Below are 20692 nucleotides of genomic sequence, written 5' to 3'. Positions count from 1 at the left end.
CGAAGCACCTTTTTGAGGTTAATATTAAATAGAAGGGAGACACAAATTTCAGATGGAGAGCGAGATGTCGGACGTGGTTCTCAAGAGAATAAATGATATAGAAAAGATTCTGATCGAGATAGATGCAAAAATAGATAATTTTATAGGATATGAAGAACTTACAGAGAAAGAACGGAGGGAACTGAGGAAAATACGCGAGGGAGTCAAATGTGGCGAGTATGTTAGCTTTGATAAGGTTTTATGAAAATTTATAATAAAAAGTTATTTGAGAGAAATTTATAAAAATCACTCAGTAGTCCCTGATTCCTTTCTTCTTAATCTTGCCATGAGAACCAATACCAGTATTATCGTTGCGATCAGGAGAAGTGAGATATATGAAGGTACCTTTATGCCAAAGGCCGATAGAATGAATGCTGCTCCTAGATATACTAGGTAAATTGCAAGACCCTTTCCCAAGTTTTCCACAAGCCTTAAACCGTACTCCAGCAGAAAGTACAGGGATCTCAGCCCAAGTACAGCCATTATGTTGGATGTATAAGCCGTGAAGAACTCCCTTGTTATTGCTAGTGCGGCTGGGACAGAGTCAAAGGCAAACATTATGTCCGTGGTCCCTATTGCCAGTATAGCCAATATAAGAGGAGTGAAAAAGGTGTTTCCATTCTGTTTTATTATAAAAGATTTTCCATCCTTGTCATAAGTTGGAACTATCGGCAGGAATTTTCTTGCAAAAATTACCGCTTTGTTCTTCCCCGGATCAACAGCTTCTCCGCCTCCTTTTGCCATTTTGTAGCCTGTGTATATTAGAATAGCCCCAAACACGTAAATCATCCAGTGAAATCTCTCCAATAAAGCAATTCCTATAAATATGAAAGATGCTCTGAGAACGATTGAGAGCAGTATTCCTATAAGCAGGCCAATATGCCTTCCCGTAGGTGGAACTGCAAAGTAAGTAAATATTACTAGAAAAACAAATAAGTTATCGGTAGAAAGGGAATACTCTGTAATATATGCAGTTATGTACTTAATAAATTCTTCTGTACCATACATTGAAAATATTATTACTGAAAATGAAAGACCCAATGATATCCATACAATAACCCACAATAAGGAATCTCTGAATCTTATTTCACCTTTCTTCCTCTCCCAGTAGATCAGATCAATAGCCAAAAATACAGCTATCACTAGGTGAAACACCACCCAAAACAGCGTGGAGACTTCCATGGCAGGTCGCCTAATTTTCATAAGGAAAAATTTAAACTTTTTTTCGTTTATATAAATTACATTATTTATACTATCTGCGCGCAACGCGTGCGCTGTTTTAGCTACTGACGGAAGGTTTTCAGGCGCAACTAGAGGTATTTGTGTAGGATATGTCTCGTCAGAGGCTGCGGAGGGTGGGCCAATGGTGCTTGTGGAAGAAGATGATGTTATTGAAATAGATCTAAATAGAAAGAGAATAGACCTCCTAGTTAAGAAATGAGTCAGAAAAGAGAAAAAGCTAGGCGAAGACCTCCTGAAAAAGAATTGGATAAGCTCTCATACTTATATAGATACTCTAAAATGACTACTTCAGCATATACAGGTGCAGTATTTGAGGCGCGCTCACATAACAAAGTTTATTAATTTTAGTTGTCTAATTTAGAGTAGAGGTGTGGCTCTTTGGGGTGCTATGGATATGCCGGTAAGATCCTTTTTGTCGACTTATCGACTAAGAAAGCAGTTGCGCAGGATCTCCCACTAGATCTAGCTAAGACTTTTATAGGAGCTAGGGGTTTCGGCGCTAAACTCCTCTGGGACTTACTACCTAAAGGTGTGGACCCTCTTAGTCCAGATAATGTGTTAGTTCTCACTGTAGGACCGCTAGCTGGTACAGCTGCACAGTCTACTAGTAGATGGTTCGTTATGTTCAAGTCACCACTGACAGGAACATACTTTAGAAGCGTTAGCGGAGGATTCTTTGGAGCAATGTTGAAGTTTGCAGGTTACGATGCTATAGTAGTCAGGGGTCGTGCTGAGAAGCCTGTTTATCTTTGGATTCATGAGGATCACATAGAGTTCAGAGACGCCTCGCACATATGGGGATTAACTGTTGATGGTTCGAGGGAGTTCCTGCTCGAGGAAACTAATAGAAATGCTAGATTTGCAGCAATTGGACCAGCTGGTGAGAGACTTGTTAAATTTGCAGCGATTGTAAGCGATGATTATAGAACAGCTGGCAGAGGTGGTGGAGGCGCTGTAATGGGCTCTAAAAACTTAAAAGCCATAGTAGCCTATGGTGAGAGGAGACCGAAAATATATAACGGAGAGCTTTTCAGGAAGGCTGTTGAAGAGCAAGTTGAAAGTTACAAGAAGAATCCTACATTTGAAGGCTTTCACGAACTTGGAACAAACAATGGAGTGTACTTACTTTATGTTCTAGGCCATTTCCCTACATATAATTTCAAACAAATAGAACTTGAAAATGTAGATAGATTTAAACCAGAAGTTTTAGAGAATTATATAGCTAAGCACTATAGTTGTTATGGCTGTACAATAAGATGCGGTAAGAAGTTCAAATTAACTAAAGGTCCTTACGCTGGACTATTCTGGGACTTCCCTGAATATGAGACGCACTGGAGTTTTGGAGGCAATCTAGGTATAACCAACATTGAGGCTATAACATATGCCAATCAGCTCGCAGATAGATATGGGCTGGACACTATTTCCGCGGGTGCAGCTATAGCGTTTGCTATTGAGCTCTATGAGAAGGGCATAATATCTAAGAGGGAGATCGATGGGCTTGAACTTAGATGGGGCGATCCAGATGTTCTCGTGGAACTTGTCAGGAAAATAGCACTGAGAGAGGGCATAGGTAATATATTAGCTGAGGGTGTTAAGAGAGCTGCTGAAATAGTTGGGCGTGGTGCTGAGAAGTATGCTATGCATATTAAGGGTTTAGAACTTCCAGCATATGATCCGAGAGCTGCTAAGGCTCATGGTTTGAGTCTTGCCACATCAAATATAGGTGCTAGTCATATGATCGGCTGGAATAAGTTTGAAATAACGGGTATTCCAAGAAAAGTCGATCCGTTTAGTACTGAGGGTAAAGGTGAACTAGCTAAGTATGTTCAGGATGAAACAGCTATGTTTGAAGCCGCAGGTTTCTGTCTATTCCCAGTAAATTCAGGAATGATCACAGCAGACTTACTATCCAAGCTACTCTACGCTGCTACTGGTATTGAAGAGTTTAAGGATACTAAGTATCTGTGGCTTGTAGGCGAGAGAGTGTACAACCTAGAAAAGGCTATTAATGTGAGAGAGGGTGTTGGTACAAGGGAACATGACAAGATTCCAGAGAGAATATTGAAGGAGCCTGTTCCGAGGCCTCCGGCCAAGAGACAAATATTCGAGCTAAACAAGCTACTGGATGATTACTACAAGGTTAGAGGCTGGGATACTAAGACAGGACTACCAACGAGAGGAAAACTCGAAGAATTAGGGTTAAGAGATGTAGCTAGTACTCTTGAGAAGTTAGGTATGTTACCAGTGTAATATGAGGACAAAGGTTCTAGTAGAGTAGAATCTATAAAAAAGAATTAGTTGGGAGAAGCTACATAATACTAGAATTAAGTAAGGAGGGTAGCCTTGTTGAGGCCTTAAAGGTACTTGTTAAATCTCTAGAAAAAATAAAGAAAGAGGGTAAACAGCTCACAGAGATGTTGAATAGTGATAGGGCGCTTACAGCAGTAATGGTTCTAAAGTATTTAACTTAAATATGAAATAAAAATCTATATCATACCAATAACTGCTAGTGGCTAACGGTTTTATTTTTTCTAGGACATGCATAGATATGATTTGGAATATATAAAGCTCTTAAACAGAGTTATGAAAATTCTAAGAATCAGAATGCTCATAGCTATAGATACTGTCAATACGAGCGCAAAAATAGAAAGGAAAAGTGATGAAAGATTAGAGAAGAAAGATATCTTGTGGAAACTATTTCTCATTTATATAATTATATATTCATATTAAGATTATTTACATTATTTTCTGCCGAGCTCGCTTAACATCGACATGGAGAAAGCTCTAAGAGCTACATAATCCGTCACAAGCGTCACAAATCTGAAGCCCATTAAGATGAACCTTTTAGCCATTTCAAGGTCAAATGTATGAATTCCTGGAACAATGTCATACTTTTTAGATACATCCAATATTTTCTGTATAGCTTCAGAAAATTTAGGATGATTGTATTGAAGTGGAATACCTAAATTCACTGAGAGATCCATTGGGCCAACATAAAATACATCAATACCCTTAACACCTGCGATCTCCTCTATGTTCCTGAGAGCAGTCTCTGTCTCAATCTGCACAGCGATAGTAAGCTCCTCTGTTTCAAATTCCTTATAATACTTGAGAAAATCAACAGAACCATACATTAAAGCTCTTCTAGGTCCCACACCCCTGAGTCCCCTTGGCGGATAAAGCGAGTATTTTACAGCCGCTTCTGCCTCCTCCCTCGTGTTTACCCAAGGGATCATCAAACCCTTAGCTCCAATATCTAAAACTCTCTTAATTGCAACGATATCATTCCAAGGGACTCTTATTATAGGCGTTATATCCGTGCCACGCACTCCCATGATCAAGGTTTCTAATATTGAAACATCAAGAGGAGCATGCTCCATATCGAAAACGAACCAATCAAAGGGCAGAGTCGATAGACACTCTACAACATCTGGATGGGCTATTGTTATCCACCCACCTAAAGTAAGTGCTCCTTCTCTCAGCAACTTCTTAAGGTTTCGCACAACCCTCCCCGACTTATGGTTCTGGATTTCTTAATAAAGATTTTGTTGATAAAATGTAATAACATCTCAGGGTCTCGGAACTGCGATAGAGTTTGCCCTTGAAATAGTCAGATTCTTCGATCCCGGTGCTTATGAACAATTGAAAAAGGGATTTTATTGATATAGGTTAAAGGAATCTCATGGCTTTAGAGTAAAAATGAGGAAAAACTGCTAGAGAAGTCCTTAGATGCCATGAGTTAGATAATCCGTCCTTCCTCCATCGACAACAATTACTTGGCCAGTCATATATTTAGCCCTCTCACTTGCCAAGAAGAGGACTGCTGGGGCTATGTGATCGGGTAATCCTGTCATTCTAAGCATAGTTCTTGATCTTATAAAATCTTTTATCTTTTCTATTTCGTCTAAACTTCTACCAGCTGCTGCTAAATCGGTCTCAACCCATCCAGGAGCCACAGCATTAACCCTGATGCCGTATTTGCCGAGTTCAAATGCCATTCTCCTAGTCAGTATTATGACACCTGCTTTTGTAATGGCATAATACGTAGTACCTTCAAGAGCTGTTCCTATCCCGGCATTGGAGGCTATATTGACTATTGTGCCACGTGTAGCCTTGAGCTGAGGTAGGAACTCCAGCACAGTATTTATAATTCCTTTTACATTAACTGCAAACATTTTATCAAGCAGGCTCTCCTCATAATTCTCTAGGGCCATTCGATACATTATACCGGCATTATTCACGAGAATATTGGTCTCCCCCAGCTCCCTCTGTACAATGTCAGCAGCCCTTTTAACGTCCTCTCTATTGGAAACATCACATTTTACTGGTAGAATGCCCATAGATTTCAGCTCTTCGGCCTTTTTATCACTACTTACGAAGAAAGCGGCAACTTTTGCACCTTCCTTTGTAAAGGACTCCGCTATGGCCCTTCCTATGCCTCTTGTTCCTCCTGTCACCACAACAACACTACCCTCAAACTCCCTCTCCATAGATAATCCACCCCAAGTTCTTGTAGTAACTCCAAAATTAAATTTTCCCTTTTTTTATCTATGAAATCTCTGTTCCTATTATACATTAATGGTATTACAAATAAATAAGTAAAAATTTTTAAGCGAATTCTTACGGAGAGTGCCGGTGGGATAATGCCATATCGCGTCATCCTCACAGTGGTAGAAAGTAGGGGGGATTGCCCCTACTATAAGGTAGGGGATAAAATAGTATTTGAGGAGGCTGAAATCGTTAAAGAGAAAAGCGGTAAACTATGCCTTTATGCCATTGTAGGAATGGCGCCTTATTTAACAGCATTATGCAGGGATACCCCGCAGGAGGATTGGATAAACAGGAAGGAAGTCATACAATGCCCAGATGTGAACAGACCCGTCATATTCAAAGTAGAAAGAGAGCGCATATAAAAACTAGCTCTCAGCTGAAAGGATATTCTAAAATAATTCTGTCCTAAGAGCTATCTTTTTTTGAAGTAGTGATAGATGTTTGTGTACTATAAATACTATCTAGTTATCCTTTAAATATTTTTTCTCTTTAACCAATATGCAAAACACTATTCCTATTAATATAAGAATTTCTAGTATATTAAAAGATTTTAAATATCCTTCATAAGTTGGTTTAGGACCTATGATAGAAGTTGCAAGGGGCGGCAGAATGGAGTTACCAACGCCTATTGCTATGAAGTATATTGCATAATTCTGAGGATAATATTTGGATCCAAAGTAATACCTTGTTAGCGTGGGCATAACAGACAGATAGCCCCCGTATGTTAATCCATATAGTATCAGCGCAGCATATAGGATCCACAACACAGTTCCGCTAGGAAACAGTAGCGCCAAGCATAGGAACTGCATAATTTGCATAATCAAAATCGTGTACCTTGGTCCTATGCGATCACACAAAAACCCCATAATGAACCTTCCGGCACAGTTTCCGATAGAGAAGACCGATGGAGCAAAAGCTGCTATTATCATGGATTCCTCAGTTAATTTAACGAGATTGATTGCCATCTGTGTGGCATTCAGGTTTATTGACATGCCCGCTCCAGCCCCTATCGCATAAATTGCCCATGAAAGGTAGAATTCACGCGACCTTATCATCTCCTTCCAAGAATACTCTATCTGTGGCTTATGCATACTTCTGGCTTCCTGCGGCTTGGCTGTTTGCAAGGGGAATCGGAGAAAGTTTCCAAGGAATGGTAATACCAAAAGTAATATTCCAAGTAATAGAAATGCATTTGCAAGACCATATGCTGAGTACAACGTATAGATAAACGGTCCCATTACAAAGGCAGAAATTCCCAATCCCGTGAGTACAGTGCCTGTGGCAAAGCCAATTTTTTCCGTGAACCATTGTTCAGCCAGTCTTAGTGCTGTAATATACATAAGACTCATGCCAGCAGGATTTCCTATTCCACACGTGAGAATTAATATCCAGAGAGCCTTATCCGGCATAAGGGCTATCGTTGAAGACAGTATACAACTCAAAGCTGCTAAAAGACCACCTAAACTAGCAGTCTTCTTAGGGCCAAGCCTGTTTAGAATAACAGCGCTTGGTAACATTAAAACGGATGTAAGTATTGCTGAAATACTCGATGGCAAAACAGACTCTACTGGTGGCATATTGTATGGAGGTCTCTCTAAGGGGACTCTGATCACACTCCATGCATAGACATAGCCATTTAAAAAGAGCATAATCCATGCCAATGCTAGATAAAGCCACCTTTTCTTTATTTCGGGCATAGATTTAGAAAAGTTGCCATAAAATATAAAGCTTAACGAATTCTTCTTAAAAGTTATCAGTACTACTAACTTCTAGAGAATACAGACACATTAAAGAGAGTCCTAAGCTAACCTAAAATAAAAAATCAATGTAGAACTAATGTAATATTAAGAATATAAAAATTAGGAGGATGAGCTGCTGATGCTGCTTCTCCTCTTCCGATAACTTGCATAATCCCACATAGCCTTCAGGACTCTAGCACCTTCCTGCACAGTAAGGTATATCGGTATTCCCTCTTCTCTGAGGATCTTTAGCGGTTTTATTTCATGCGCTCCGATGGGATTGGCTAGCACAATAGGTTTTTCGTACTTCCTAACTATGTCTAGAAGCTCTCTAGCGCACTGCTCCTCCCTCGGTATTAGTGATTCCATTCCTGCAGTCATGGTTCCAAATGTCGCAAAGCCTATCAGTAAGATCATATCAAAGTTATCATCCTTCATTAGCAAGTCTACTGCCTTTACATATACCTCCGGATATGGTGTTGCAACGCAGTCAATTGGATTTCTCCTGTTCCAGAATGGGGGAAGCATTTTGTTTAATTCCTCTATTATGTAGTCCGGTAGCTTAGGTAACTTTAATCCTAGGCTTTCGATGGAATCCGATGCCTCCACACACCATCCTCCTCCTCCCGAGACCACTCCGACTCTGTCCCCCTTTGGAAGAGGTAAATGAGCAAATGCCTGGGCTATTTCAAACATCTCATCAAATTGATAGACCCTAATGACTCCATATTTCTTGAAGACAGCATTATAAGCCTGATCACTGCCTGCAAGGGAGCCGGTATGCGACTGGGCAGCTGCACCTCCACTCGATGTAAAACCTAGCTTCATAACTATGAGAGGCTTCTTTTTCGTGTAGTAATCCAGCGCTTTTTTAAATTTCTCCCCATCCCTCACGCCTTCTATGTACGCAATGGTAACTTTGGTCGTCTCATCATCAGCTAGATACATTAGGTAATCGGAGACCTCCAATGAAGCCGAATTTCCAGCCGATATCATCGAACTAAAGCCTATACCTCTATCAGTAGCCCATCTTAGTGCAGTTCCTCCGAAAGCACCGCTCTGTGATATGAAAGCTATATGACCTGGTTTCGGGCGTACTGTACCAAAAGTAGCAGTTAAGTACTTCTTAGCCACGAAAATTCCCATACAGTTTGGTCCCACAAATTTAATTCCTCCTCTTTCAGCTATCTCGACAATCTTCTTCTCAAGTTCCTCTCCCTCAGGCCCCACCTCTCTGAATCCAGCCGTTATTATGACAGCTGCTTTAACTCCCTTTTCAACACAGGCCTCCATAACCTGAGGAACCAAGTTAGCTGGAACTGCTATAAAGGCCAGATCTACACTATCAGGGACGGCTCTTATATCAGGATAGCACTTTAGTCCCAATATCTCGTCGGCTTTAGGGTTGACAGGATAGATTCTCCCTTTAAAACCTCCCTCTAGTATGTTCCTCAGTATGACATGGCCCCACGCTAAGGGATCCCTCGAAGCTCCTATCACTGCCACACTTTCGGGCTCAAATATATATTTTATAGAAGGATGGATCTCCATCGGATCACCCTAGCATAACAACCTTAACTATTTATATGCTTTTTGGTACACCCTCATCTAGGTGACGCTCTTCCCCGTTGAAGACAGATACATGTAGTGTTTAAAGGATCTTATAAGCTCTTCGGGCTTGATTCCTGCAATGCACTGTGTGCTGCATGAACCACATCCAAGACATGTGTAAATGCTCTCTTTAAGAGATTCTCCCATTAGGCCATCTCTCAGGTGGAAAAGCATTGCATTTACTCTTCCTCTGGGTCCGTAATCCCTCCTTTTCATGGCTGATAGAACGGGACAGACCCATTCACAGAAACCACAGTAAGAACACTTAATTAACTCCCTCATTATTTTTATCCTGAGATCCCCTATCGACTCGACCATAACAGTCACCTCAGATAACTTTCCCTGGGTTAAGTATCCCCTTGGGATCGAAAACTTTTTTTATCGCTCTCATTATCTCTAGTGCTTTCTCACTTTCACGCTCCTCAAAGTAATGCTTGAGCTTCTCCTTCTTAAGCGTTCCTATGCCGTGCTCAGAGCTGATAGTACCCCCTAAGCTAATTGCTATATCCATGATTTCTGCTGATATTCTCTCGCCGATCTCCTTTTTTTCCTCCTCATAAACTATCGCTGCAGGATGCAGATTTCCATCGCCCACATGGCCACCGAGAGTTATCGGTATCCCATACTTGGCCTCAAGCTCCCTAAACCTCTTAACAGCCTCAACGAGCTTGCTTGGAGGAACCGATATATCCTCTCCATAGAGATAGAAGCTTGAAGTAGGATCCTTCAGCTTGCTGGTAGCGTAAAGAACCATTCCTGGATAAAGGTTTCTCCTTATGTCTAACAGCCCCATCTCTTCTGCTTCTGCCTGAGATCTCGCTTTGAAAATCTGAGAAGCATTATTTTTCCTCAGTATCCCCTCTAAAGTATTAAGGATTCTTTCTATAGATTCAGATGTGGTATCCACAGACACCATCAGATAGTGACCCTCCCCTCTTATCCTTGACCCTATATTCTCCAGTATCATCCTAACAGTAGCACTATCAATAAGCTCCATCATGAATGGGCTTATTCTGTTTTTCTTTATCTCTATCACAGCATTCATCAGATCCTCCAGTGATGCAAAGAAAGCTACTACCGTCACCAGGGCCTCCGGGATTGGAACAATTTTGAGAGTTGCCTCTGTTATTATTGCAAGGGTTCCCTCCGATCCCACTATAAGACGAACTAGATCATAGCCCGTCCTGTCCTTTGTGGTTTTACCACCGATGTGCAGCACCGTTCCATTCTCATCCGGGAGGACAACTGTCATTCCAAGAACCCAGTCCTTCATTGTTCCATATTTTGCACCCATTAAGCCACCAGCTCCTGTTGATAGGGCTCCTCCTACTGTCGCTGCCTTTACAGATGCTGGATCAACAGGGAACATATAACCGTACTTTGCTAAAAACAAATTCATCTCCCATATTGTGATGCCCGGTTCGACGGTTATATATGAACTGACAACATCAACCTCCTTTATTCTCTTCATTCTCTCAAAGCTCAGTATTATTCCATCCTTGCTTGGCGTGGATGAGCCAACTAGCTCGCTGGCACTACCCTGCGGATATACCTTTAGATTGTTCTTGTATGCATACCTGACTATCTTGGAGACATCCTCTGTTGACCTAGGAAAGACAACCACTAGGGCGGACCCCTCAAATTTCCATGCATCCTTGCTGTATAACTTTATAACTAGCTCATCATCGCTGACATTTTCAGGGCCCAATAACGCCTCCAGATCCCTTATGACATCCATATAATCACCTCTCAATTTAATACTTAATAATTATTCAATAAAAAAGAAAAAAAAGAATTGTTACACTATCTTCAGAGTTCTTAAGACAGCAAAGCCAAACCAGAACTCGCAGAATATCAGCATCAGTATTAAGACCACTTCCAGCCATTTGCTGAACCTGTACTCTTTCGGCAACTTTCTATTTGCCCAGATTAGAAGAGGTATCCAGAAGAATGCGACCATGTTGCCGGAGTTTGCCGATATAACGATGAGCCAGAATGGAGCAGCTAGCTGCATCGCTATGGCAGCCCAGAAGAGGTAAATTGCAAGTATGAGATAATACAGTCTCCTTATGTCCTCCTTGCAGAACTTCCTTACCCTTTCATATCTCCATAGGAAGTCCGTGTTGTTCCTGACAAAGCTATCTATTACATCTATTTGCGTTTTATAAAGTGTTAAAACACCGCAGAGAAGACCGAAGTGCCAGCCAACATCGCCAATAAGCTTTTTGAGGGTTGCTCCATACCAAGCAGCTGCTCCCGCATACTCCACCAGAGCTTTGTTTGAGTAAGCAAACATAGAGGGAACCATCATGCCTATCATCGCGCCAACGAAGAATATATAGGTCTGTTCCTCCAGCATGTACCTGTACCAGCGCTTCATAACGCTTACGTTTTCAGGAGTTGGCTCTGGTATCGCACCATAAGAAAGGGTCTTTATCTTCTTTCCTCCTATGAGAGCAGGTATATAGCCCACAAGAGAGCCCGTTCCATAACCTTTATCCCTGTAGTAATTCGACATTGAGTAATTTCCGGCCGCTGAGGCACCTGTGTACCCTATCAGTGCTGACAGAACTGCTATATCTACGCCTGCAGGCATGTAGCCGAAGCTGACATATCCAGCTAGAAACTGTCCCCAAACATGCGGAGGAACAAATATTATGTCGAATATTATGAAGCCACCGAGGATCACGAAGAGATCGAACCAGTTCCAGTACTCCAACGTTCTTGATATTTTTCCACCCACCGAGACTATCACGAGAGCTAATATGATCAAGACATAGCCCCACATTCTCACTAGATCCAGATCTGCTGCGGTTGGCATTCTGCCTAACTGCCATGCTGCAATAGCTTGAGCTGATGTAGCAGCCCATCCCGGCCATATGGTACCAGCATAGAACAGGGCGAGCCCGAGAATAGCCCCCCATACTCCAAGCCTTTGGGCAATCTGTATAGCTGGCTCTCCTGTTGTTATCGTCGTCTTGAACCAGCAGTAGTTGTAGGCTAGCTGGAACAGAGCGCTAATTGTGCAAACCCACAGTAGCATTGGTCCGAATTTTGTTATTAAGTTAGGCCCGAGCAGGAACTCGCCACTCCCTATCGATGCTCCGAGCACTATCACAGCAGGGCCGTAAACTGTGGTCCACTTTTTCCATGTGCTTATTTCCCTGAGTTTAAAGACGTCCTCAGGCAGAGGCACCTTATCCACTACTTTCAGGGCAGGACCTTTCCCAAAAGGGAAAACTTTTTCTCCGGAGGCCATAATTAACCCCCTTTTGTTTTGCCGATGGAAAACTTATAAAGTTATCGTTGAGACGGAATCAATGACCTATGCCCTTCTTAAGATTTCTTATAATATTCGGCATATCTATTTTCATAGTGCATACTTCCTTGCATGCTCCGCACCCAAGACATAGTGTTGCTAAAGATGAAGCGACATTTATACCCTCTGTTATCGCGGTCCACCCCACGCCCATCGGCCCTCCATAAGCCGGGCCTCCCCACAAGTTGCCACTTAGATTCCAAGGAGGACACTCTACAAGACAGTATCCACACCTAACGCACAGCAACTGCTCCCACAGGTATTCATGTTTGGCTGCCTGCATTCTTCCGTTGTCTATCAGCACCACATGAACATCCTTGGGACCATGGACTCCCGTTACGAATCGAGCTTCTATATCGCCTGTCCTGCTCGGACCAGAGATCATCGATATATAGGCTGGTGGAAAGCTTCCCAAATAGACCGACTGAACTATACACTGAAGGAATGCATCCTGCGTGGTCGGCATTATCTTCTCTATTCCTGTTACTGTTATTGAAACGGGTGGTAGATTTGTCACATGTCTAGCATTTCCCTCGTTTGTCACTATGAACACAGCTCCTGAGTCCGCAGCGATGGCATTAGCTCCACTTATCCCCACATCTGCCTTTATGAATTTCTCCCTCAGAAATCTTCTTACCCTGTATGTCAGCTCTTCAGCACTCATGTCTTCGGTTATCTCAGGATCTATGCTCTTCAGCACTCTCGCGCAGCGAGCTCTTGTCATATGCAAAGCTGGTCCGACTGGATGCATGGGCTTCTCCTTTGCAAGCTGTATTAGAAGCTCCCCTAGATCTGTTTCCCATACCTCATGTCCTCTCTCCTCCAGATACTGTCTCAGCCTTATCTCCTCTGTGACCATCGATTTCGACTTGACTATGATTTTCCTTCCGTCTCCAACTATTTCCCCCACTATTTTCCTTGCTTCATCCCCATCTTTGGCTAAATAGGCATGAGCTCCTGTCTTCTCTATGCTCTTTAATGTCTGATTCACATATTTCTCAAGATCTTTCAGGACTTTCTCCTTGGTTTTCCTGATATAATCCGCTAGCTCTTCTGTTAGATATGGAAATCTACTGAAAGTTTCTAGTCTAATCGTTCTCATATTTTTTACAGCAGTTCTAAGACCACGCTGCAATTCCTCATTCTCCAATGCCCTCAGGACGTCCTCAAGCCAGCTCAAATACTAACACCTCCATAGGACTGAGAGAGATAATAGGCTATATCCCTCAGCTGCACCTTTCCAGAATCGGCTCTGGAGAGGTTCTCAAAGCAGAATGGACACATGACGACTGCATTTTTACAAACGCTTCCAAGTTGATCAACTCTAAGGGAAGCTATTTCCTTGGATATTCTCGGGAATATAGACTCTATTGGTCCACCACAGCAGAAAGTGAGGCTTTTTGTTCTATCTGGCTCTTTTATCTCAACTCCGGCATTAACCAACAGGTTGCGGGGTTGATCTATTATCTTCAGGTACCTCGCGTAATAGCATGGATCATGTATGGTCACTGTTTCAGAGATCTTCTTCTTTGGCTCCGGGCTCTTCTCCGCTAGGATCTCTAGATAATTCCTGACCTCGACATCAAACCCATCTACAAACTTCGGATACACCTCCCTCAGTATGTAGGTGGTGTGGGGATCTACTGCTATTATCCTCTTCACGCCCCTCTCTTTAAATAATTTAGAAACTCTCTCTGCATGTCTCCTGAAGTCCTCATCCCTGCCAAGATCGTAAAGCAGGACTCCGGAGTACAGCTCGTCATCATACATATAACCAAAACTTATCCCAATATTGTTTAGGATTCTGGCTATGCCCTTTAATAGGTCATGCTGGGCTGATATATCCTCCTTTGAGACCCTAACTGTCAGCTTTGACACGTCATAGACGGAGGCTAGGCGGCTTCCAAGTCCCACTAAAATCCTTCCTATAGTGCTTTTCTCAAGGTCCTCAAGCATATCAACAGATGCCCTAGCATAGGGAACCATTTGATAAAGCTGGCTGGTGTAGAGAACAGTATCCCCATACTTCGGTAGATTCAGCTCGCGTGCCCATCCGTTGAGTGCGTCGTCCGACATCGAAATAGGGGTACCTCTTCTCACAACATTGGCCACGACCATATTTATTACATCCTCAACAGGTAAAGGCATGTTCCCCCTTTCTCCTCTGGGGGGTTCTTTTTAATCTTTTTTTTAAAAAAAGAAAAATCTTTTTTTAAAAAAGAAAAAAGATACCTAAGACATAATATAGAATTTATATCTATATATAGAATTTATATCTATTTCTTCCTTCTAGATACCTTTATCTTCCTTTCTAAAATTTTATGTAAAGTTTTTGGATCATGTGAGTAAAGGTAGAGAATAGTCACCCATTTGCTTTTTATTTCCACAAGATTTCTATCTTCCTTAAGAATCGCTTTTAAATCTCCATCTAACTCTAGCCTTTCCTTCCTTCCAAGACCTCCTGGACCCCAAATGATGAAATTTCCAGCCACTATATATGCTCTCGGTGTCACTACATGCATTAAGGGCACAATTCCGGAGCATACGACAATTAAACAAAAAAAGAGAGCGATCATCCCAAAAACATATCCCATTGCTAAAGAGATTGCAAGATAAATAGCAGCTAAAGATAAGGATCTACTCCACCTTCTCCATCTATCCTTCTTAGCAAGATCTTCGACTACATCGTAGTAATCATAAGATGCTGCGGGCTTCTCTACGGCTCCCTTAGTGGAGAACTCCACCATCATGCTCCTTCCATACTTTCTATACTTAAAGATTTACCTTATAATTATATAATTATAATTCAACAGATATAATATATGAAATAATGTTTAAAAAATAAAAAAAGGAGATTGTTTAAAACAGCTTCTTGCCATCCATCTCGAGAAGTTTCTGATACCTCTCTCTGACAATTTTCTGAATGCTGGATATCTCTTCTGCTGTCAAATGGGCAAATCTCCCTTGAAGCTTTAGATACTCCTCCACAGGCCTGAGTTCCTTTGGCTTATATGTCAGCCTAAACACCCCGTGATCCACCTCGACTAAGGGCCATACTCCAGTCTGAACTGCAAGTCTCGCAAGCTGTATAGTCGTGTTAGAGTCGGATCTCCATCCGGTGGGGCATGGAGCGAATATATGGAGGTATGCTAAGCCTTCCCTGTTGTCGATTACTTTAGCACCTTTCTCTATCTTCCCCCTCATATCACGCATGAACGCAGGTGAGGCAAAGGCTATGTATGGTATCCTGTGGGCGATCATTATTTCTAACATATCCTTTCTTTCCTCTCTCTTACCCCTCCAGCGGGGACCTACTGGTGTGGTCGTTGTCCATGCACTCAGCGGCGTGCTCCCGCTTCTCTGTATACCTGTGTTCATATATGCTTCATTGTCGTAACAGATGAAGAATATGGACTCTCCTGCTTCAGCAGCGCTTGATAATGACTGCAGCCCTATATCAACAGTACCTCCATCACCAGCAAATACGACTACACGCGTCTTCCTCCCCTTTATCTTATATGCTCTATAAAGTCCCCTTCCATAGGCAGCTCCAGCCGCAAAATTAGCCAGCAATATTGGGGCAGCCGTCTGAGGGTTGGCAACACCCAAGCAGTGAGGCGGATACCAGAAGACAGTATCCTTGCCTAAGATTTCCGCTGCATGTCTGAATGCGAGAATTGCTCCACAGCCAGGGCAGGAATTGTAGCCTGGGGCTATAAGCTTGTTCTCAAATGTCTTTAACATTCTTTCAGGCTTCATTGGATGCTCAATGAACTCGAGCTCCTTGACGCCCTCCTTGTCAGCTATTTCAAGAAGTCTGTTAAGAGCTCTCCGGAAGTCATCTACATTGACATCATCCCCTCCCATGCCACATACGAAATCAATCAGGTTAGGTCTGCTCTTAAGCGAATAAAGTGCGCTAGCAACATCTTGGCCCAGTGGTCCCATGCCAGCACCATGCGATATCGCCCTATCTACCACTCCCAGCGCTTTTATCCCCTCTCTCTCAACGATCTCCCTTATCTTTTCAGATGGGAAAGGCCTGTAAAACCTCACCTTTATCAATCCTACTCTCTTTCCCTCGCTTCGCATGGCATCAACTGCTCTTCTGGCAGCTGTAGTTAAACAACCCATGGAAACTAGTGCAACATCGGCACCATCAGTTTTGTATTCCTCCACTAGGCCGTACACATCTCTTCCAAACTTTTCGGCATACTCCTTGGTGACCTCTTCTACTATTCCTTTAGCCCTATCGAGCGTCCGCTCGAATATGTGTCTGTATATAGTATGCTGCCATGGTTCAATCAGATAGAATGGCTCAGTCGGTTGAAGTTCCGGATCCACGACATGGGGCAAGATCTTTCTGGGTGGCAGAAAATCATCCACCTCAGCCTGATCCGGAATGTCGGCAGCTTCTGTTCCGTGGGAGAGATAAAAACCTTCGAAACTCACCATTCCAGGAAGCTGAACTTTTTCATGTTCTGTTATTTTATACATCTGTATTATAGAATCCAGTATCTCTTGTACGCTTTCGCAGAAGGTTATTAAAAATCCTAAGTCCCTTCCAGGCATTATATCTGAGTAATCTGGCTGGAGGCTCCAGTACCATCCTGTTGTCCTGTTTGCTATGGCCATGACTAACGGTACTCTGTAACCAGGTGCCTGAGCTATGCATTCAAATCCGTAAGCAAATCCCTGCGAACATGTTGCCGTGAATGCACGAGCCCCTCCGATAGATGCAGCTACTGCAGCAGCTATAGCTGAATGCTCTCCCTCAGCATGTATGTACTCTGCATCTAGCTCTCCCTTGGCAATGAACTCCGCCAGATATTCGACTATCGGTGTCTGCGGTGTAATGGGATATGCAGAGATGACCTGAACTCGGGAAAGCTTGGCGCCGATAGCTGCCGCCCTATTTCCTGATATCAACTCAACTTTCCCCATGATCACCACCTCTCCAATACCATTGTTATTGCTTTAGTTGGGCATTCAGCAGCACAAACACCGCACCCCTTGCAGTAGTCATAATCGATCACTGGTCCCTCATCGGTCTTTGAGATGACCCCATCTGGGCAGTAATCAACACAAAGCCAGCATCGGTTGCATACATCTAGATTTATCTCAGGCCTTTCCACCCTCCAAGATGCAGTCGGCTCAGTAGTCAGAACATCTTTCTTTCTTATGGGAATTTCGGGAAACTCCTCAATAACACTTTTGCTCATGCAGACACCTCCTTAACATTTACCTTATCATAACCCTCCCTAATGCACTGCTCATATGCCTCTGCTTCCCTTGGAAATCTATCTTTCACAACTTGAATTGCTGTATCAAGCGATATTAATCCCGTAAACCTGACAAAGGAGCCTAGCATGACAATGTTTGGTATCGATCTGCCCGTGATATCCATTGCTATTTTTGTAGCATCCACTGTTCCCACTTTACCTGGCTTTACTTTAGGACCAAGCTCCTCCAGAATTGAGGCAGGATCTTTGGATGAGTTCTGAAGATACAATCCTTTCTCGCGAAAACCTTGTGTTAAATTCATCAACCTGTGCAGCGCAGGATCTAGCACGATTAAATGCTTTGGATTGTATACCATGCTCCTTGATACAAATTCCTTGGGGCCTATGATTAGGAACGAGACAACAGGAGCTCCTCTGCGTGCTGCTCCAAACCATGGAAAAGTCCTGGCAAATTTTCCCTCCCTCACTGCGGCATCTGCAATTAGCTCAGATAGCACGACAACACCCTGACCACCACGCCCATGCAGCCGCATTTCCTCCAACAATTTACACAACACCTCCTACGTCATGGCTGCATAATGCAGCCATGACGCATTTGGTAAAGAAAAGGATAAAAATAAAAACTTTACCTTTTATTTTAAAAAATAAAAAAAGACTTTAACAAATGCTTTTATAAAATTTAAAAATTCATCTTAATACAATTCTTGCATCGACCACTTTTATTCCATTTTTATATGCCATTATAGGATTTAGATCCATTTCAGATATCTCGCTTATCTCAAGGCCTATTCTCCCCGCAGCCACCAGAGCGTTCTTCAGGGATGGTATATCAACGGGTTCAGATCCCCTGTAACCAGTTAAGAGAGGGTAGCTTTTTATCTCCCTCAGCATATCTTCTGCATCCATATCATCGATAGGAGCTACCCTAAAAGACACATCTCTGAACAATTCGACAAAAATTCCTCCGAGCCCGAACATGACCAGAGGTCCGAACTGGGGATCTCTTGTGAGGCCTATTATTACCTCTACACCAGGAGGAGCATACTCTTGGACAGATACGCCCTCAATTCTCGCATCAGGCACAGCTTTTTTGACGTTCTGAATTATCTTCCTGAAGCCTTCCCTCACCTCTTTTTTGCTCTTCAGATTGAGAAGCACACCTCCAACATCGCTCTTGTGAACAATATCTGGTGAAACGATTTTTAGAACGACAGGAAATCCGATCTTTTCTGCAAGCTCTTCTGCTTCGTCTTCGTTCTTGGCTATCTCAATTCTTGTGACTGGTATGCCATATCTCCTGACAAGGGATTTTGCTTCGTGCTCAAAAAGGATCTTTCTACCCTCACTCAATGCTTTCTTTACTTCTTCCGGAGGGGTTCCAGCCATATTATCACCACACAGGATGAGAGAAGGCTACTTAAAATATTTTCTATATAGATGTTGACTGTATATAATTCAAATCCATAAGTTAGTTATTAATTTCTCTTTACCTTCAATAAGCTCTGTTGCAAAAAGCTAAAAAAATACCTTAGTAATGAAGTTATTTTGTAAGAAGATCAGCAAGGAATCCTGATCAAGCTAGCTGCCTTCATTGACACAACAGGGTTGCTGGAAAAGATTTCAGAGGTTGCAAGTGAAGGGACATGCAAATTCTGTGCAAACCGATTTCTATCTAAGGATTAAGAACAAGAAGGACGATACTAATGGCACGGATATGTTGTCCTCAATCCCATAAAGCTCAGCAAAGGAGGTTGCAGCTGCTATCACAGCTGACCTAACCGGATCCATTATGAAGGTCATCACAACAAAGTAGGAGAGAAATCCCGCTAAAGTGCCTTCAAATGTCCCCTTTGACATTGGAACTCTCCTCTTTCCCATGGTAATTCCAGCTATTGCTGAGATCCCATCGACAAAAATCATCGCCAGAACTCCTGCTATAAAGCAATCTCTGAATATCATGTAGGAGCTTCCTATCCCAATAACCCCTGTGAGAAGGCCGATCCATCCTGCCCTTTTCTCATAATCCCTCTCAAGTCTCTCTACTGACATGGCAAACTGAGATGTAAGCTTATCCACTCCCTCTATTCTCACCCTTTTTGCCACTTGCGCCAGCTCTGCTGGAATCCCCTTTGCTCTAACCGCATAAAGCCAAGCGGATGCAGCTACTATAAGGCCATAAGCATTAACGGGATCATATTTTAGGGGAGAAGAAAGGAAATATGGGGCAAACATAAGTGCAGAAAGGGCGATGTGAAGAAGCTTTCTCTCTATCTCAGCTCTCATATGACATCTGCTGGTGGTAAGGTAAAAACTTTCAGCTTGATGGCTTATCAATCTCAAACCTTTCGATGAAAAACATCGATGCCGAAGGGAATTAATTATAAAATATCTCAGCCGAAACCCGAATTAAAATATTCTTTACTGAATTTCAGAAGTGGATCTGATCCCGTTAATGCTCATGAGGCCATAAGCATTAGGGACGGCTATCCTCGCTGAATGCGATAGCTTTCCCTTTTCACAAAGCTCATGACAACAGACGAATCGAATATATACCTCATCTCTCCCTGTCCTCCCTGATCAGCTTGGCAATCTCCCCATCTGGAATCTCAGGTAGCCTCTCAAGAAGCTTTTTTGCTCTTTCCTCCAGCTTTCTTATAGCTCTTCTCCTGACTTCCTCCTTCAGAGCTTTTCTAATGACAGGACCTAGCTTTATCTCCAGCTCATCCACTAGATTCTTGAGCTTTCTCGAAACTTTCGCTGCGATAGCTACGTAATCTCCCACAGTGAACTCTCTAGGGATAACCTTGATAAAGCTAACAGAATGAGGATTATCTTAATGAAACTTTATTAACACATAAAATCTTAAGTTCCTATGTTCGAGAAGGAAGAAGGGATTGATAGTATCGTTGGACTTGGCCTCAAGTCGAACTATCAGTGGAAGGGAGAGG

General features: G+C 42.6%; 20 protein-coding genes and 1 pseudogene. 4 read left to right on the top strand and 17 right to left on the bottom strand.

The window, feature by feature from the left end; all coding sequences use genetic code 11:
* Window positions 1-52: 52 nt before the first annotated feature.
* Window positions 53-244: a hypothetical protein gene (locus tag D6D85_RS14295; protein ID WP_125672712.1), complete on the top strand. Its 192-nt coding sequence runs from the start codon at window positions 53-55 to the stop codon at window positions 242-244.
* 41 nt (window positions 245-285) lie between these two features.
* On the opposite strand, the gene D6D85_RS14290 is transcribed toward D6D85_RS14295, so the two are convergent.
* Window positions 286-1221 carry a TerC/Alx family metal homeostasis membrane protein gene (locus tag D6D85_RS14290; protein WP_161969911.1) on the bottom strand — a complete coding sequence of 312 codons (936 nt, stop codon included), beginning with the start codon at window positions 1219-1221 and terminating at the stop codon, window positions 286-288.
* 97 nt (window positions 1222-1318) lie between these two features.
* Here D6D85_RS14290 and D6D85_RS14285 point away from each other — a divergent pair.
* Together D6D85_RS14285 and D6D85_RS14280 are read left to right on the top strand one after the other, a co-directional pair.
* A pseudogene (locus D6D85_RS14285) lies at window positions 1319-1623 on the top strand (dihydroxy-acid dehydratase); the annotation flags it as partial.
* A 36-nt stretch (window positions 1624-1659) separates the two neighbouring features.
* Window positions 1660-3531, top strand: a complete 1872-nt coding sequence (locus D6D85_RS14280; RefSeq protein WP_125672710.1) for an aldehyde ferredoxin oxidoreductase family protein — start codon at window positions 1660-1662, stop codon at window positions 3529-3531.
* Between the two features lie 491 nt (window positions 3532-4022).
* Here the strand turns inward: D6D85_RS14280 and D6D85_RS14275 are convergent, their stop codons facing one another.
* Window positions 4023-4784: an HpcH/HpaI aldolase family protein gene (locus D6D85_RS14275; RefSeq protein WP_161969910.1), complete on the bottom strand. Its 762-nt coding sequence runs from the start codon at window positions 4782-4784 to the stop codon at window positions 4023-4025.
* 222 nt (window positions 4785-5006) lie between these two features.
* Window positions 5007-5771: an SDR family oxidoreductase gene (locus tag D6D85_RS14270; RefSeq protein ID WP_125672708.1), complete on the bottom strand. Its 765-nt coding sequence runs from the start codon at window positions 5769-5771 to the stop codon at window positions 5007-5009.
* A gap of 153 nt (window positions 5772-5924) precedes the next feature.
* On the opposite strand from D6D85_RS14270, the gene D6D85_RS14265 reads away from it, so the two are divergent.
* Window positions 5925-6194, top strand: coding sequence for a TIGR04076 family protein (locus tag D6D85_RS14265; RefSeq protein WP_125672707.1), 270 nt, complete (start codon window positions 5925-5927; stop codon window positions 6192-6194).
* 99 nt (window positions 6195-6293) lie between these two features.
* Here D6D85_RS14265 and D6D85_RS14260 read toward each other — a convergent pair whose 3' ends face one another.
* From D6D85_RS14260 to D6D85_RS14195, 14 genes are all read right to left on the bottom strand, one after another.
* Window positions 6294-7529 carry an MFS transporter gene (locus D6D85_RS14260; RefSeq protein ID WP_125672706.1) on the bottom strand — a complete coding sequence of 412 codons (1236 nt, stop codon included), beginning with the start codon at window positions 7527-7529 and terminating at the stop codon, window positions 6294-6296.
* A gap of 162 nt (window positions 7530-7691) precedes the next feature.
* The gene (locus D6D85_RS14255; RefSeq protein WP_125672705.1) at window positions 7692-9122 is read right to left on the bottom strand and encodes an acetate--CoA ligase family protein; all 1431 of its coding nucleotides are present in this window, start codon (window positions 9120-9122) and stop codon (window positions 7692-7694) included.
* Window positions 9123-9179: 57 nt separating this feature from the next.
* Window positions 9180-9500 (bottom strand): (Fe-S)-binding protein, encoded by a 321-nt coding sequence (locus D6D85_RS14250; RefSeq protein WP_237558867.1) that lies wholly within the window; start codon window positions 9498-9500, stop codon window positions 9180-9182.
* Window positions 9501-9510: 10 nt separating this feature from the next.
* The gene (locus D6D85_RS14245) at window positions 9511-10920 is read right to left on the bottom strand and encodes an FAD-binding oxidoreductase (protein ID WP_125672704.1); all 1410 of its coding nucleotides are present in this window, start codon (window positions 10918-10920) and stop codon (window positions 9511-9513) included.
* Window positions 10921-10980: 60 nt separating this feature from the next.
* Window positions 10981-12441, bottom strand: coding sequence for an Nramp family divalent metal transporter (locus D6D85_RS14240; RefSeq protein WP_125672703.1), 1461 nt, complete (start codon window positions 12439-12441; stop codon window positions 10981-10983).
* Window positions 12442-12499: 58 nt separating this feature from the next.
* A complete protein-coding gene (locus D6D85_RS14235) occupies window positions 12500-13681 on the bottom strand; it encodes an LUD domain-containing protein (RefSeq protein WP_237558866.1) in 1182 nt (393 codons plus the stop codon).
* Window positions 13678-14649: a (Fe-S)-binding protein gene (locus D6D85_RS14230; RefSeq protein ID WP_125672702.1), complete on the bottom strand. Its 972-nt coding sequence runs from the start codon at window positions 14647-14649 to the stop codon at window positions 13678-13680. The genes D6D85_RS14235 and D6D85_RS14230 overlap by 4 nt, the downstream gene beginning before the upstream one ends.
* Window positions 14650-14777: 128 nt before the next feature.
* Complete coding sequence (locus tag D6D85_RS14225) at window positions 14778-15245, bottom strand: hypothetical protein (RefSeq protein ID WP_125672701.1); 468 nt, start codon at window positions 15243-15245, stop codon at window positions 14778-14780.
* Between the two features lie 115 nt (window positions 15246-15360).
* Window positions 15361-17445, bottom strand: a complete 2085-nt coding sequence (locus D6D85_RS14220; protein ID WP_125672700.1) for a thiamine pyrophosphate-dependent enzyme — start codon at window positions 17443-17445, stop codon at window positions 15361-15363.
* A 2-nt stretch (window positions 17446-17447) separates the two neighbouring features.
* Window positions 17448-17723 carry a 4Fe-4S binding protein gene (locus tag D6D85_RS14215; protein ID WP_125672699.1) on the bottom strand — a complete coding sequence of 92 codons (276 nt, stop codon included), beginning with the start codon at window positions 17721-17723 and terminating at the stop codon, window positions 17448-17450.
* Window positions 17720-18289 (bottom strand): 2-oxoacid:acceptor oxidoreductase family protein, encoded by a 570-nt coding sequence (locus D6D85_RS14210; RefSeq protein ID WP_161969909.1) that lies wholly within the window; start codon window positions 18287-18289, stop codon window positions 17720-17722. The genes D6D85_RS14215 and D6D85_RS14210 overlap by 4 nt, the downstream gene beginning before the upstream one ends.
* A 142-nt stretch (window positions 18290-18431) precedes the next feature.
* Window positions 18432-19130 (bottom strand): acetate--CoA ligase family protein, encoded by a 699-nt coding sequence (locus D6D85_RS14205; RefSeq protein WP_125672697.1) that lies wholly within the window; start codon window positions 19128-19130, stop codon window positions 18432-18434.
* A gap of 282 nt (window positions 19131-19412) precedes the next feature.
* On the bottom strand, window positions 19413-20027 hold the full coding sequence (locus tag D6D85_RS14200; RefSeq protein WP_125672696.1) for a hypothetical protein: 615 nt from the start codon (window positions 20025-20027) through the stop codon (window positions 19413-19415).
* A 271-nt stretch (window positions 20028-20298) separates the two neighbouring features.
* Window positions 20299-20526 (bottom strand): hypothetical protein, encoded by a 228-nt coding sequence (locus D6D85_RS14195; RefSeq protein WP_125672695.1) that lies wholly within the window; start codon window positions 20524-20526, stop codon window positions 20299-20301.
* Window positions 20527-20692 lie beyond the last annotated feature (166 nt).

Source organism: Candidatus Methanodesulfokora washburnensis, assembly GCF_003947435.1.
Classification (GTDB): Archaea; Korarchaeota; Korarchaeia; order Korarchaeales; family Korarchaeaceae; genus Methanodesulfokora; species Methanodesulfokora washburnensis.
The sequence above is the reverse complement of the archived record's forward strand: the minus strand, read 5'-3'. Positions and strand labels throughout refer to the sequence as shown.